This is a genomic window from Sphingomonas sp. NY01 (genome assembly GCF_038809135.1).
In the GTDB taxonomy this organism is placed as follows: domain Bacteria; phylum Pseudomonadota; class Alphaproteobacteria; order Sphingomonadales; family Sphingomonadaceae; genus Sphingomonas; species Sphingomonas carotinifaciens.
The window spans coordinates 2,500,953-2,514,670 of record NZ_CP101722.1 but is presented as its reverse complement, the minus strand read 5'-3'; the positions used below and the strand labels follow the sequence as shown (position 1 = coordinate 2,514,670).

The 13,718-nt window shown below is 69.0% G+C and carries 16 protein-coding genes; 6 read left to right on the top strand and 10 right to left on the bottom strand.

The window, feature by feature from the left end:
• Positions 1-209: 209 nt before the first annotated feature.
• Together epsC and NPJ82_RS12150 are read left to right on the top strand one after the other, a co-directional pair.
• Entirely contained in the window at positions 210-893 is a 684-nt protein-coding gene (epsC, locus tag NPJ82_RS12155; protein ID WP_149680825.1) for a serine O-acetyltransferase EpsC, read from the top strand.
• 16 nt (positions 894-909) lie between these two features.
• Positions 910-1,242: a DUF2794 domain-containing protein gene (locus NPJ82_RS12150; protein ID WP_112381715.1), complete on the top strand. Its 333-nt coding sequence runs from the start codon at positions 910-912 to the stop codon at positions 1,240-1,242.
• A gap of 9 nt (positions 1,243-1,251) precedes the next feature.
• On the opposite strand, the gene NPJ82_RS12145 is transcribed toward NPJ82_RS12150, so the two are convergent.
• The 9 genes from NPJ82_RS12145 to NPJ82_RS12105 form a co-directional block, all read right to left on the bottom strand.
• Positions 1,252-2,295 carry a hypothetical protein gene (locus NPJ82_RS12145; RefSeq protein ID WP_342657525.1) on the bottom strand — a complete coding sequence of 348 codons (1,044 nt, stop codon included), beginning with the start codon at positions 2,293-2,295 and terminating at the stop codon, positions 1,252-1,254.
• 180 nt (positions 2,296-2,475) lie between these two features.
• Positions 2,476-2,862: a hypothetical protein gene (locus tag NPJ82_RS12140; RefSeq protein ID WP_267351046.1), complete on the bottom strand. Its 387-nt coding sequence runs from the start codon at positions 2,860-2,862 to the stop codon at positions 2,476-2,478.
• A gap of 114 nt (positions 2,863-2,976) precedes the next feature.
• Positions 2,977-3,669, bottom strand: coding sequence for a phosphate regulon transcriptional regulator PhoB (gene phoB, locus NPJ82_RS12135; RefSeq protein WP_112381020.1), 693 nt, complete (start codon positions 3,667-3,669; stop codon positions 2,977-2,979).
• 11 nt (positions 3,670-3,680) lie between these two features.
• Positions 3,681-4,364 carry a phosphate signaling complex protein PhoU gene (gene phoU, locus NPJ82_RS12130; RefSeq protein ID WP_112381019.1) on the bottom strand — a complete coding sequence of 228 codons (684 nt, stop codon included), beginning with the start codon at positions 4,362-4,364 and terminating at the stop codon, positions 3,681-3,683.
• Positions 4,365-4,375: 11 nt separating this feature from the next.
• Positions 4,376-5,122, bottom strand: coding sequence for a phosphate ABC transporter ATP-binding protein PstB (gene pstB / locus NPJ82_RS12125; protein ID WP_342659017.1), 747 nt, complete (start codon positions 5,120-5,122; stop codon positions 4,376-4,378).
• Between the two features lie 32 nt (positions 5,123-5,154).
• Positions 5,155-6,369 carry a phosphate ABC transporter permease PstA gene (gene pstA, locus NPJ82_RS12120; protein ID WP_342659016.1) on the bottom strand — a complete coding sequence of 405 codons (1,215 nt, stop codon included), beginning with the start codon at positions 6,367-6,369 and terminating at the stop codon, positions 5,155-5,157.
• 28 nt (positions 6,370-6,397) lie between these two features.
• Positions 6,398-7,774, bottom strand: coding sequence for a phosphate ABC transporter permease subunit PstC (gene pstC, locus NPJ82_RS12115; protein WP_342657524.1), 1,377 nt, complete (start codon positions 7,772-7,774; stop codon positions 6,398-6,400).
• Entirely contained in the window at positions 7,771-8,817 is a 1,047-nt protein-coding gene (locus tag NPJ82_RS12110) for a substrate-binding domain-containing protein (protein ID WP_342657523.1), read from the bottom strand. Before NPJ82_RS12110 ends, pstC begins: the two co-directional genes overlap by 4 nt.
• A gap of 221 nt (positions 8,818-9,038) precedes the next feature.
• On the bottom strand, positions 9,039-10,217 hold the full coding sequence (locus tag NPJ82_RS12105; RefSeq protein ID WP_342657522.1) for an ATP-binding protein: 1,179 nt from the start codon (positions 10,215-10,217) through the stop codon (positions 9,039-9,041).
• A 370-nt stretch (positions 10,218-10,587) separates the two neighbouring features.
• Between NPJ82_RS12105 and NPJ82_RS12100 the strand changes: the two genes are divergently transcribed.
• Genes NPJ82_RS12100 through NPJ82_RS12085 form a run of 4 tightly spaced genes read left to right on the top strand, consistent with a single transcriptional unit; the run spans position 10,588 to position 13,044 of the window.
• A complete protein-coding gene (locus tag NPJ82_RS12100) occupies positions 10,588-10,929 on the top strand; it encodes a hypothetical protein (RefSeq protein WP_342659015.1) in 342 nt (113 codons plus the stop codon).
• 5 nt (positions 10,930-10,934) lie between these two features.
• Positions 10,935-11,210, top strand: coding sequence for an HPr-rel-A system PqqD family peptide chaperone (locus tag NPJ82_RS12095; protein WP_342657521.1), 276 nt, complete (start codon positions 10,935-10,937; stop codon positions 11,208-11,210).
• Positions 11,207-12,052 carry an HprK-related kinase A gene (locus NPJ82_RS12090; RefSeq protein WP_342657520.1) on the top strand — a complete coding sequence of 282 codons (846 nt, stop codon included), beginning with the start codon at positions 11,207-11,209 and terminating at the stop codon, positions 12,050-12,052. Before NPJ82_RS12095 ends, NPJ82_RS12090 begins: the two co-directional genes overlap by 4 nt.
• Entirely contained in the window at positions 12,049-13,044 is a 996-nt protein-coding gene (locus NPJ82_RS12085; RefSeq protein WP_342657519.1) for a nucleotidyltransferase family protein, read from the top strand. The genes NPJ82_RS12090 and NPJ82_RS12085 overlap by 4 nt, the downstream gene beginning before the upstream one ends.
• Here the strand turns inward: NPJ82_RS12085 and NPJ82_RS12080 are convergent.
• Entirely contained in the window at positions 13,007-13,696 is a 690-nt protein-coding gene (locus NPJ82_RS12080) for an HAD-IA family hydrolase (protein ID WP_342657518.1), read from the bottom strand. The two genes, NPJ82_RS12085 and NPJ82_RS12080, sit on opposite strands and share 38 nt — an antisense overlap.
• Positions 13,697-13,718: the final 22 nt, after the last annotated feature.

Here is a 13,718-nt window from a genome sequence, read left to right as displayed (position 1 = left end):
GTCCTGTCGCGGTGCTACCGCCTTTGGCCTACAGCAAGAGCGAACGCCTACAACAAAGATAGACTTTAGCGCCATGCTCGTCGGGAAAGGTTGGCAGGGGGGAACGGCCGGAGGGAGAACGGTCGTCGGGCGGGCAATATCCGGCGAAAGTCTGGATTTCGGGCGTGCAGGTGCATAGATGCGGGATACCCCGATGCAAGGATCCGCGTATGCCGAGCCGTTTGGTGGCTTATCTCGATTCGATCCGGTCGCGCGATCCAGCCCCGCATTCGCGCGCAGAAGTGCTGACCTATCCCGGCGTCTGGGCGCTGGCGGGACACAAGGTCGCGCACCGGCTGTACAAATCGCGGCTGTTCTTCCTGGCGCGGTGCGTGAACCACATGACCCGGTTCCTGACCGCGATCGACATCCATCCCGGAGCAACGATCGGCCGCAACTTCTTTATCGATCACGGCTTCGTGGTGATCGGCGAGACGGCACAGATCGGCGACGACGTCACCATCTACCAGTGTGTCACGCTGGGCGGCACCAGCCCGGACAATGGCGTGGCGGGCAAACGGCATCCGACGCTGCTCGACGGGGCGATCATCGGATCGGGCGCGCAGGTGCTGGGGCCGATCACGGTCGGGCGACGGGCACGGGTGGGCGCCAATGCGGTCGTCACCAGGGATGTGCCCGAGGGGGCGGTGATGGTCGGCATCCCGGCGCGCGCGACGATGGTGGAGGGTGGCGCCGCGCCCGAGCCGCGCTTCGTGCCCTATGGCACGCCCTGCTCGGACATGTTCGACCCGCAGACGCAGAAGGTCGAGATGCTGCGCTGCGAACTGGAGACGATGCGTCGGCGGCTGGATACGCTGCTTGCCGAGCAGGATGAACGGCGCGACCGGGCCTGATGGGAAGCTGGGCCTGATGGGGGTCGTACCCTTTCCCCGCGCACCTTTGCAGGTCGGGTTCGACCGCCTGGAGCTGACGCGCATCCTGGACCTGTATGGCCGCATGGTCGCGGCGGGGCACTGGCGTGACTATGCGATGGATTTCCACCGCGACGTGGCGACCTTTTCCGCCTTTCGCCGCGCGGCCGAGCGGCCGGAGTTCCGCATCGAGAAGCGCCCCGCCCTGCGCCAGCGCCAGGGCATGTGGGCGCTGATCGGCGAGGGCGGAGCGGTGCTGAAGCGCGGGCATGAACTGGGCCCGGTACTGGCGCCGGTCGAGCGCCGGCTGATGAAGCTGGTGGAGGAATAGGCCGGGCGGTCAGGCCGCGGCCATCTCAACCGGGGGCAGGCGGCGCCCCGCCTTGCCGAGCAGGCCGACGACGCGGCGGCGCATCGGGTGCCAGAAGACCGACAGCGACAGCAGCGCGGCGCCGATGACCAGCGCGGTGAGGGCGGCCGACAGCTCGACCGCGCCGGCGGTACGGAACAGCGACCCCATGGCGCACAGCACATAGACCAGGCTGGAAACGAGCAGCGCCCGGCGGTCGACCGCAAGTGCCACGAAGCCGAAGACCGCGTAGAGGACGAGCGCGGCCAGTGCCGTGTCGATGCCGCTATTCTCGCCGAATACGCCGAGCAGTTGGAACACTGGATGCGCGATCATCGGCGCGGCGGCGAGATGCAGCCAGAAGGCGACATCGGCCCGCCGGGTGCGCCTGGCAGGATCGGACAGGTCCCAGCGCATCGCGAGCGCGAACATCGCGAGGCCCGCAACGAACAACAGCGGCCACATGGCAGCCTGCAGGCCGGGTGCGATGGCAAGAACGGTGCCGAGAACCAGCGCGGCGACGGCGCAGGCACCGGCCGCGACGGTGATCGGGACCATGAACCGGCGCCAGTGCAGCCAGGCGGCCGCGGCGGCACCCAGACCGGCAAGGGCGGTGACGATCGCGGTCGTCCGTTCGTCGCCGCTGTTCGGCGCGGCCGACAGAACCAGTGTCGTCAGGGTGGTGGCGATGCTGAATGCCACCCCGCCGACGAACGCGCCGAGCAGGATGATGCTGGGCAGCGCCATGCGGCGGCGCGCGGTGAAGACGATCGCCAGCATCCAGGCCGCGGCGGCGACGAACGCACCCGACAGATACGTCGCGATCGTGTCGCCGATCTGGCCGACCGCGACGAGCAGCAGGACAAGCGCGATCGACACGAAGATGTCGTTGAAGCCGGTGAGCAGGCGGAAATGCTCTTCGTCGACGGCAGGCGCGTGCCGCTCGCGTGCGACATGGGCGCGAAACGCCTGTGCCGCTTCTGCCGAGATCGCCCCGGCCTTTACCGCCGTATCCAGATCGCTTTCGCTATACATCCGCACCTCCCTACATCCGCACCTCCCTGTTTCACGGGATGGTGACAGGCGTGTATTACAACGTCAACACACGATTGGATCGTATCATCGGGCGGACGCAAAGGCGGCGGCGATCCGGGTGGGATCGCCGCCGCCTTCGCTACTCATGGAGACGGGTGATACGTGCCCGTCCGCCCGGTCTTACTTGCCGCCGCGCTGGCGGCAGCCGTCATACTGGCCCTTCTTGCAGACCGGATAGCTGTCCTTGGCCGCGGGCGGGGGGAACGCCTCGCTGGGGCTCGGGGCCGGGCGGAACACGACCTGCGAACCCGGCTGCGGCGTGCCCTGCATCGCGCCGCCCTGGGGGGCGTAGCCGCCGGCGGTCGCGGCGCCGCCCGTGGTCTGGGGGCCCATGGTCTGGGCGGCAGGCGGCGTCGACTGGGTCGGATCGGCGGCGGGATCCGGTGCCGTCGGGTTCGCGGCGGCGGCGGGATCGGCGGCGGCCTCCGTCTGGGTCTGGGGGGCGGTGTCCTGAGCGATGACAGGCGTCGCGAACATGGCGGTCGCGGCCAGAAGAATGAGCTTCATGCGGATCTCCTATAGCAGAAGTGCAAGTGCGTTAGCGCGATGCCCCAACGCCCTTTGCCGCACTTGGCTCCCTCGTTTCGGCCCCGACCCAGTCTTTCGCTTGATTTCGATCAGTCAGATGCCGGTGTCCAGCGAGTAGCCTGCCGACCGCACGGTGCGGATGATATCGGGCCGGTCGCCGACGTTGATCGCCTTGCGCAAGCGGCGGATATGCACGTCGACGGTGCGGCTCTCGATGTCCGAATCATGCCCCCAGACCGCATCAAGCAGCCGCTCACGCGAAAAGACCCAGCCGGGATGTTCCAGGAAGTGCTTGAGCAGGCGGAACTCCGTCGGGCCCAGCGCCACGACCTCGCCGGCGCGGCGGACCTTGTGGCCAACCGTATCCATCTCGATATCGGCATAGACCAGTGCCTCGCCAGCGAGCGCCGGGCGCACACGGCGCAGAACCGCCCCGACGCGGGCGACCAGTTCGCGCGGCGAGAAGGGCTTTGTGACATAATCGTCCGCGCCCGTCTCCAGCCCGCGCACCCGGTCCTCTTCCTCGCCGCGTGCGGTGAGCATGATGATGGGCACGTTGGCGGTTTCGGCGGCACGCCGCAGGCGACGGCAGACCTCGATCCCGCTGATCCCCTCCACCATCCAGTCGAGCAGGACGATGTCGGGTGCGGTTTCCCGCGCGAGCAGCAGCGCCTCCTCCCCGTCCGGGGTGTGCGTGACCTCGAAATCCTCGCGCTTGAAATGGAAGACGAGCAACTCGGCGAGTGCCGCATCGTCCTCCACCAGCAACATCTTGACGCGTGCCATGTGCTTGTCCCTCAGTCCTGAGTTCGGCCGCGGTCGCGCTCACCCATGCGGGTGCCGGTTGCCGCGAAATAGACCATTTCCGCCACGTTGGTCGCATGGTCGCCGATGCGTTCGAGGTTCTTGGCGACGAACAGCAGATGCGCGACCTGGCCGATCGTCTTGGGATTTTCGACCATGTAGGTGACGAGCGTGCGGAAGATGGAATCGTAGAAATCGTCGAGCGCGGAGTCGCTGGCGCAGACCTCCAGCGCCTTGGCGGGATCGCGCGCGGCAAAGGCGTCCAGCGCCTCGCGCACCATGGCCGAGGCCATTTTCGCCATGGCGGGCAGGACCGATATCGGCTCGATCCGATCCTCGCTTTCGATCAGCGGCACGCGCTTGGCGATGTTCTTGGCATAGTCGGCGATGCGCTCGACCACGTTCGCGATCTTGAGCGCGGCCACGACCTCGCGCAGGTCGTTCGCCATCGGTGCCCGCAGCGCGATGATGCGGACCGATAGGCGCTCCACCTCGGCCTCCAGCGCATCCACCGCCTTGTCGCCGGCGCGCACCTCCTCGGCCAGTACCAGGTCGCTGCGCTGGAGCGCCAGGATCGCGTTGGCGATCGCCGCCTCCGCCATGCCGCCCATCTGGGAAATCAGACCGCGCAGCCGCCCGATATCGGTGTCGAATGCCTTGACCGTGTGTTCTACCATCCTCGCCTCGCTCAACCGTATCGGCCGGTGATATAGTCTTTTGTCCGCTCTTCCCTCGGGTTGGTGAAGATGTCGGACGTTTTGCCATATTCGACCAGCGTGCCGAGATGGAAGAAGGCGGTGCGCTGGGACACGCGCGCTGCCTGTTGCATGTTGTGGGTGACGATCGCGATCGCGTAGCGGCCACGGAGCGCGTGGATCAGTTCCTCGATCTTGGCGGTGGCGATCGGGTCGAGCGCGGAGCAGGGCTCATCCATCAGGATCACCTCGGGGTCGACCGCGATCGCACGCGCGATGCACAGACGCTGCTGCTGGCCGCCCGACAGCGCGGTGCCGCTGTCCGACAGGCGGTCCTTCACCTCGTTCCACAGGCCGGCGCGGGTCAGCGACTGTTCGACCACCGCGTCCATGTCGCTGCGCGAACGGGTGAGCCCGTGGATGCGCGGGCCATAGGCGACATTCTCGTAGATCGACTTGGGAAAAGGGTTCGGCTTCTGGAAGACCATGCCGACGCGGGCGCGGAGCTGCACCACGTCCATGGCGGGCGCATAGATATCCTCGCCGTCCAGCCGGATGTCGCCGGACACGCGCGCGGAGGCGACGGTATCGTTCATCCGGTTGAGCGTGCGCAGAAAGGTGGACTTGCCGCAGCCCGACGGGCCGATGAAGGCGACGACCCGGTCCATCTCGATATCGATCGAGACGTCGTCGATCGCCTGCTTGTCCCCATAGAAGACGTTGACGTTGCGGGCCGCCATCTTCGGGCGGGCGGCGGTTTTGGGGGAAGCGGTCACCAGCGGGTCTCGAATCGGTTGCGGAGGTAGATGGCGAGCCCGTTCATCGCGAGCAGCACGACGAGCAGCACGATGATCGCCGCGGAGGTCTTCTCGACGAAGCCGCGATCGACCTGGTCGGACCAGAGGAAGATCTGGACGGGGAGGACGGTGGCGGGGGCGGCAAGGCCGGCGGGGGGGGCGGCGATAAAGGCGCGCATGCCGATCATGAGAAGGGGCGCGGTTTCGCCTAGGGCGCGGGCCATGCCGATGATGGTGCCGGTGAGGATGCCGGGGAGCGCCAGGGGGAGGACGTGGTGGAAGACGACCTGGACGGGGGAGGCGCCGATGCCGAGGGCGGCGTCGCGGATGGAGGGCGGGACGGCCTTGATCGCGTTGCGGCCGGCGATGACGATGACCGGCATGGTCATGAGCGCGAGCGTCAGGCCGCCGACCAGGGGCGCGGAGCGCGGAAGGCCGAAGATGCCGAGGAAGACGGCGAGGCCGAGCAGGCCGAAGATGATCGAGGGCACTGCGGCGAGGTTGTTGATCGACACCTCGATCAGATCGGTCCAGCGGTTCTTTGGCGCATATTCCTCCAGATAGAGCGCGGACAGCACGCCGATCGGAAAGGCGAGCGCCAGCGTGACCAGCATGGTGAGCAGCGAGCCCTTGAGCGCGCCCCATATGCCGATGCGGGTGGGATCGGTGGCGTCGGCATCGCGCAGGAAGCCGAGATTGAAGCCCGTCGAGATCGCGCCGCGCGCGCGCAGGCGGGCGACGACCGCCTCCGCCTGGGGCGTGCCATCGCCCTTGGCCGCGACGTCATAGGGGCTGGCGAGCGGCAGGTCGAAGCGACGCCGGCCATGCAGCAGGCCCGGATCGGCCTTGATCGCGTCGCGCACCACCATCCAGGCGCCGGGCGACAGCAGGCCCTCGCCATCGCGGCCGAACACGCGCGTCGGGCTGCGTTCCACCACATCCTGAAGCCCGGCGCCCGCAAGCGCGAGATCGGCCCCGCGGCCGCGCAACTGGGCGGGCATGACGGGGAGGCGCGCGGCGGCGAGGTCGATCGGCACCGTCACCCGCGTCTCGGTAAAGCCGCGCGCCCCTTGCGCCACCATGGTGAAAAGCAGGAAGGCGAGGAACATCGCCGACAGGGCGACGGCGCCCAGCCCCAGCCAGCGGAAGCGGCGTTCCGCGGCATAGCGGCGGCGGATGCGACGCCGCATCTCGGGCGTCGTCCAGTCGGTCGGCTGCCTATTCATACGCTTCCCGGTATTTCTTCACAACGGCGAGCGCGATGATGTTGAGAAGGAGGGTGACGACGAACAGCGTCAGGCCGAGCGCAAAGGCGGCAAGCGTCTTGGGGCTGTCGAACTCGGCTTCGCCGGTCAACAGGTCGACGATCTGGCGGGTCACGGTGGTCGCGCTGGCAAAGGGATTGGCGGTGAGGGTGGCGACGCCGCTGGCCGCCATGACGACGATCATCGTCTCGCCGATCGCGCGGCTGACCGCCAGGAGGACGCCGCCGACGACACCGGGAAGGGCGGCGGGCAGGAGTACGCGGCCGATCGTCTCCGACGAGGTGGCGCCCATCGCCAGGCTGCCATCGCGCATGCTGGCGGGAACGGCGGCAAGGCTGTCGTCCGCCATCGAGGACACGAAGGGGATGATCATCACGCCCATGACCAGCCCGGCGGCCAGCGCGCTTTCCGACGAGGCCCAGCGTACGCCCATCGCGACCGCGAGATCGCGCACGGCAGGCGCCACGGTGAGCGCGGCGAAATAGCCATAGACGACGGTGGGCACGCCGGCGAGCATCTCGAGCAGCGGCTTCATCCAGCGGCGGGTGGCGGGGGCGGCATATTGGGTCAGATAGATCGCGCTCATCAGCCCGAACGGGATCGCCACCGCCATGGCGATGACCGCGCCGATGAAGAAGGTGCCCCAGAAGAGCGGCACCGCACCCAGATTGGCGCCGGGATCGGCAGGGTCGATGACCTGTGGGCTCCAATGCGTGCCGAACAGGAAATTGGTGATCGGCACCACCGAGAAGAAGCGGGCCGCCTCGTACAGCAGCGACAGCACGATGCCGGCAGTGGTCAGGATCGCGACCAGCGAGGCGCCGAGCAGCAGGCCCATGACGATGCGTTCCACCCGTGTGCGCGCGGCAAAGGCGGGCTTGACGCGCAGATAGGCGAAGGTGCCGCCGGCAAAGCCGAGCAGCAGCGCGATGGCGGTTGCGATCCAGTCGTAGCGGGTCTGCGCCGCGGCATAGGCGGGGGCAAGCGCGGTGGACAGTTCGTGAAAGGCGCCGTAGGCACGGCCGGCGGCAAGCGCGCGCGCCTCCGACAGGATCGCGGCCCGCTCGAAACCGGGAGGTGGCAACTGCGTGGCGGGCGGGGTGGCGAGTACCGCATCGGTGACGAGTGCCGGCGCGTTGAGCGCCCAGAGCCCCAGGAACAGCAGCGGCGGGATCATCGTCCACAAGGCGACGTACCAGCCATGATGGCCGGGCAGCGCGCTGAACCGCTGCGTCGTGCCGCGACGGAAACGCGCGGCGCGGACGCGGGCACAGGCCCAGCCGATCAGGCCGAAACCGATGACGAGCAGCAGGATCAGCGGCAGGCTCATCCGTGCAACGCGCCCGGATCGAGCGGGATTTCATCGGCGATCACCGCAGCGGCGCGCGCCTGCACCGCGGGCGGCGAGGCGATCAGGCCGCGCCGGACGAGCGGGCCGCCCCGGCCCCAGTTCGCGGCATACAGCTTCAGGAAATCGCGCAGGCCCGGAATGGCGCTGAGATGCGCCTTCTTCACATAAAGGTAGAGCGGCCGCGAGCCCGGATAGCGGCCATCGGCGATCGTGTCGTAGCTGGGGGCGACGCCATCTATGGCCACACCATCGACGGTGCCGGCATTCTCCTCAAGATAGCTGTAGCCGAAGACGCCGATCGCATCGGGGTTCGACTGCAGCTTCTGCACGATCAGATTGTCGTTCTCGCCGGCGTCGATATAGGCGCCGTCCTCGCGCACCGCGGTGCACAGCGTCAGGTGCGCGGCGGGATCGCTATGGGCGAGCGCGGCGGCACGCGGGTTCGTCGCCTCGCACCCCTTGACCATGATGAGGTCGGCGAGCGCGTCGCGCGTGCCGCTGGTCGCGGGCGGGCCATAGACCTGGATCGGGATGGCGGGCAGGCGGGGGTCGACATCGGCCCAGGTGCGCGTGCGGTTCGGGTGGCCGCCGGGACGCGCGGCCAGCGCTTTGTAGATGTCGACGGCGCCCAGTTGCAGCCGCTGTCCGCCATTCGCCTGCGCAAAGGCGATGCCATCGATGCCGATCTGGATTTCCAGCAGTTCGCGGGCGCCGTGGCGGGCGCAGGCGGCATATTCGCTGGCCTTCATCCGGCGCGAGGCATCGACGAGGTCGGGGTGCCCGGCGCCGATCCCGGCACAGAACAGCTTCATGCCGGCACCGGTGCCGGTCGATTCGATCACCGGGGCCCGGGCATCCGGATTGTTGGCAACGAAGCGTTCGGCGACGATGGTGGTAAAGGGATAGACGGTGGACGACCCGACCGCCGCGATCTGGTCACGCGTGCCCGCACCGCCGCCATTGGCCTGATCTTGGCAAGCCGCCAGCGCGAGCGCCGCGGCGATGAGGCAGGGGATGCGCATTAAGGTCCTTGGGGCTCACCGGGTGGTGCGAACCTGTCGCTGCCACCGCTTGGCAACCCTTGTGTGACATTGCGGTTACCCTTTTGTGACAGCGCCTTCCTTGGCGGGCGCGCATCTTCTTTCTTCTGCGGCCCGATACGGGCTCCGAGTCCCGTATCGTCGGTCATGGCGGTGCCATGCCGGCCGTGCCGGCACGTGCGCCTTTGGCGCATCGGCGCGTGCTACGCGCCTCGTGTCGTCAGCAGGGGCAGGCGCACGGTGACGATGGTGCCGACGCCCACGGTGCTGGCGATCTCCAGCCGGCCGCGATGCCGCTCCACGATATGCTTGACGATGGCGAGGCCCAGGCCGGTGCCGCCCAGCGTGCGGCTGCGCCCGGCATCGACGCGGTAGAAACGCTCGGTAAGGCGCGGCAGGTGGACGGTGGGCACGCCCTCTCCCTGATCGGCGACGATCAGCCGGACGGCGGCGGCATCGGTTTCCAGCGACAAGGCGATCGGCGTGTCGGGCCGGCCATATTTCATCGCATTGCCGAGCAAATTGTGCAGCATCTGCGACAATTGCGCACGGTCGCCGGCTACGGGCACCTGTTCCGCGACGATGCAGTTGATGTCCTGTGCGCGGGGCGCGCCGGAGTCGCGCAGTTCCTCGCACACATCGGCGATCAACAGGCCGAGATCGACCGGCTGGGCGGGCAGGCGGTATTTATCCGCCTCGATCCGGCTGAGCGAGATCAGATCCTCGACCAGCCGCTGCATGCGCCGCGCTTCGTCGAACATCACCTTCAGGAAGCGGGCGCGCAGGGCGGGTTCCTCGCCCGCCTCGTCGCCCAGCGTTTCGATGAAGCCGAGGATGGAGGCGAGCGGGGTGCGCAGTTCGTGACTGGCATTGGCGACGAAATCGACCCGCATCCGCTCGGCCGCATCCTGGTCGGTCTGGTCGATCAGGTGGACGATACGCTGTCCGTCGGAGGCCTGGCCGACGCGCATCTCCCAACGCTGGTCCGGCGCGCCGAGCCCGACGAGCATGACCGGTTCGTCGGACACGGGCGTGTCGGCGACGAGGCGTTCGGCGGCGGCCGGGTGGCGGATCGCGACGCGCGCATCCTCGTCCACGATATGGTCGCCGAGCAGGTCGCGGGCTGCGGCATTGGCCATGGTGACGCGCCCGCCATCGACCAGCAGCACGGGTTCGACGATCGCGTCCAGCACCTCGCCCAGATGCGGATCGGTGGCGACGGGCGCCTGCACGCGCGGGCGCTCCTCCGCCTCGCCGCTGCCCGCCAGCAGCGTGGCCGCCAGCCCGCCCACCGCCGCGATCACCGCGGCGGTCAGGCCGGCCAGGACGAAAACGGTGCCGGCCGTGACCAACGCCACCACGACCCCCCAGACGGTGCGCATCCCGAATCCCATGGGCAGCTTCTCTAGAGAGGTTCCCGCCCAGGTTGAACCACCGTCGTCGCCCTTTGGGCGATCGCTTCGCGGCGGGGTACTTTCGGCGCGGCGCGGCGTTGCTCGTCCGTCACGATGCCATCCGCATCGCGCCGTCCTCCCGCCTTGCGCCGAACCGGAATTTCGTCCGTGCCGGTGATCCAACCTGATCGGGACTCTCTCTAGACGGGACAGGCGGGTCTTGTCGCGCCTCGCGTGCCGCTTGCTGGTGCTTCACGATTATGAAAGAGCAGGCGCACTATGGACGCCCGATGACCGACGATACGCCCCCGACCTGCGTCCCGACGCCGAGGACGGCGCCAGCCGCCGCCGGGTGCTGATGCTGGGGGCGGCCGGCGCGACCGCGGTGCTGTCGATCCGGCCGGCGCTGGCGCAGAGCGCGGGGTCGGTGCTGACCTGCGAGATACCGGTGCCCGATCCGGGCCGGGCGGGCAGCTATATCGCGCCGGACGGCCGACTGGTGCCGGCGCGGACCAAGGGGGCGTTTCCGCCGGTCGCACGGCCGTTCAAGGGCGAGGAGGTGCGCCGCGCCCTTCAGGGCGGGCAGTTGCCTGGCACCGACTGGAACAGCAATCGCGCCTATGTGAACTATATCCGGCGGCTTCAGCGCGGGCAGGGCGGTTTTACCTGTTTCGCCTCGCTCCAGATGCCACGCGGCTGACGCGTGTGGCGCCGCCGCGCTACCGTGCCGCTGCGCCCGATACGCTGCTGACGGCACCGCTCGATCCGTTCGTGGCGGTGTTTCACCGCGCATCGGGCATCACCCATCTGCTGACCGAGCCGGCGCCCGAGATCCTGGCGATGCTGTATCCCGACCCGCTGACCGCGGCGGCGTTGTTCGAGCGGCTGGCCGCGGCCTATGACCTGGCCGATGGCGACCGCGAAACCTTGGTCGAACGGCTGGACGAACTGGTCGCGACCGGGCTGGTCGAGGCGCTGTGAGGCATAGCCTGTCGCTGAAGGTCGGGCCGGTGGGCTTTCGTGTCGGATCGGACTGGCGCGCGCCGATCGCGCAACTGGCAGCGCTCTACGAGGGCTATCCGTCGGTCGATGTGCCCGATTTCACCGTCCGGCTGGAGGCGCTGCGGCCGTGGCGGCGCTGGGTGCGGCCGTCGGTGGCGATCCATGGCGATTACCGGCTGCCCGAAGCGGCGCCGTTGCCGCTGGCGCAAGGGCTGCTGGCGGCGGAGTTGGGGATGAACCTGCAAATGGCGCTGGGCTATCGCCGGCATCTGCTGCTCCATGCCGCGGTCGTGGAGCGGGACGGGCGGGCGGTGGTGATGAGTGGCGTTTCGGGGGCGGGGAAATCGACGCTGGCGTTGATGCTGGGGCAGGGCGGGTGGCGGTTCCTGGGGGATGAATTTGCCCTGCTCGATTGTGCGAGCGGGGGGGTGGTTCCGTTTCCGCGGGCGGTGAGTTTGAAGAACGGGAGCATCGCGGTGGCGGCGGAGGGGGCGAGGCTGGGGCCGATGCTGAGGGGGACGCCCAAGGGGGTGATCCGGCATGTCGCCCCGCCGGGCGATGCGGTGGCGCGGATGGACGAGGGGGCGAGCCCCGTGCTGCTGGTGTTTCCGCGGTTCGGGTTTGCGGGGGCGGTGCGCGGGCTGGACGCGGCGGAGACGTTCGTGCGGCTGACGCAGGCGTCGACCAACTATGCGATGCTGGGGGAGGCGGGGTTCAGGGCGCTGACCCGGTTGGTGGCGGGGGTGCCGGCGGTGGCGATCGACTATCCGGACGGGGCGGCGGGGGTGGCGCAGGTCGAGGCGCTGTTCGCAGGCTTATGAAGACGCTGATCCAGATACTTGGTGATCCCGCGCGGGCGGCGGACCTGGACGCGGATGGCTGGACCGGATTGCTGACCATGGCGCGGGCCGAGCAGTTGGCGGGCACGCTGGCGCAGCGGCTGGCGGGATTGCCGGTGCCGGCGCGGGTGGCGGCGGTGCTGGCGGATGCGCAGGGCTCGGCGGAGCAGGGACGGCGCGCGGCGCTGTGGGAGGCGGAGATGGTGCGCCGCGCGCTCGCACCGCTCGGCGTGCCGGTCGTGCTGCTCAAGGGCACCGCCTATGTCGCAGCGGGGCTGGCGGCGGGGCGGGGGCGCAGCATCGGGGACTGCGACATATTGGTGCCGCGCGAGGCCCTGGCGCCGGTCGAGGCGGCGTTGCTGGCGGCGGGGTGGGAATGGGTGAAGCCCGACGCTTACGACGACGCCTATTACCGGCAATGGATGCACGAATTGCCGCCGCTGATCCACCGCGAGCGGGACCGGATGATCGATGTGCATCACACCATCCTGCCGCCGACCGCGCGGCCGACGCCCGATGCCGACGCGCTGATCGCGGATGCGGTGCCGCTGGAAAACGGGCTGTCGGTACTGGCGCCGATGGACATGATCGTTCACGCCGCCGCGCATCTGTTCGCCGATGGCGATCTGGCCGGCGGCCTGCGCAATTTGTGGGACATACACTGCCTGATCGGCGAGTTCGGGACCGGGGGCCTGGGCGAGCGGGCGGCGCATCACCAGCTGGAAGGTGCGGTGGCGCGGGCGGTACGGCTGGCGGAAGCGCTATATGGCAGCAACGGGACGGCCGGGCTGGGCGCGGTCGATCGCCTGTATGTGCGCCGGTTGCTGGCCCGCGACGGATGGGGACGCGAAACGCGGCAGGGCGTGCGGTTCGGCTTCTATGTGCGCTCGCACGCCCTGCGGATGCCGCCCGCCATGCTGGCGCGGCATTTGTGGATCAAGTGGCGCCGCCGAGGCGGGCCAGCGTCGGGATGAGTTCGCCATAGCCGTCGATGATCGCGTCGGCGCCGAGTTCCCCGACCGGTTGCATCAGGAAGCCGAAGGAGCAGGCGACGACCGGCAGCCTGGCGGCGCGGGCGGCCTGCACGTCGTAGATCGAGTCGCCGACAAAGGCCGCCCGGCCGCCGCCACAGCGGTCGACCAGCGCCTGGATGGGCACCGGCGAAGGCTTTCCGATGCCCATCGTGTCGCCGCCGATCAGGCAGGCGAAGCGGTCGGCAAGCCCCAGTTCGGCGAGGATGCGGGCGGCCAGCGCCTCCAGCTTGTTGGTCATGATGCCGATGGTCACGCCCATCGCCGCCAGTTCGTCGAGCGCGTCCAGCGCGCCGGGGAAGGGGCGGGTGTGGACGGTGATGTTCGCCTCGTAATGGTCCAGCAGGCGGCGCTGGAGGATATCGAGAGTCGCCTCGTCGCAGCCGCCGGTCGCGGCCAGCCCCTGCGCCAGCATGTGGCGCGCGCCGCCGCCGATCATCGGCTTGACCTGTTCGACGGTCAGCGTCGGCCGGTCGATCGAGGCAAGCGCGTGATTGACCGCGGCGGCAAGATCGCCGCTGGTGTCGAGCAGCGTGCCGTCCAGATCGAACCCGATCGTGTCGAATGGGAAACGCGCGGATGAATTTATGTCCATGTCGGGGGCGGGTGCCAGTCGC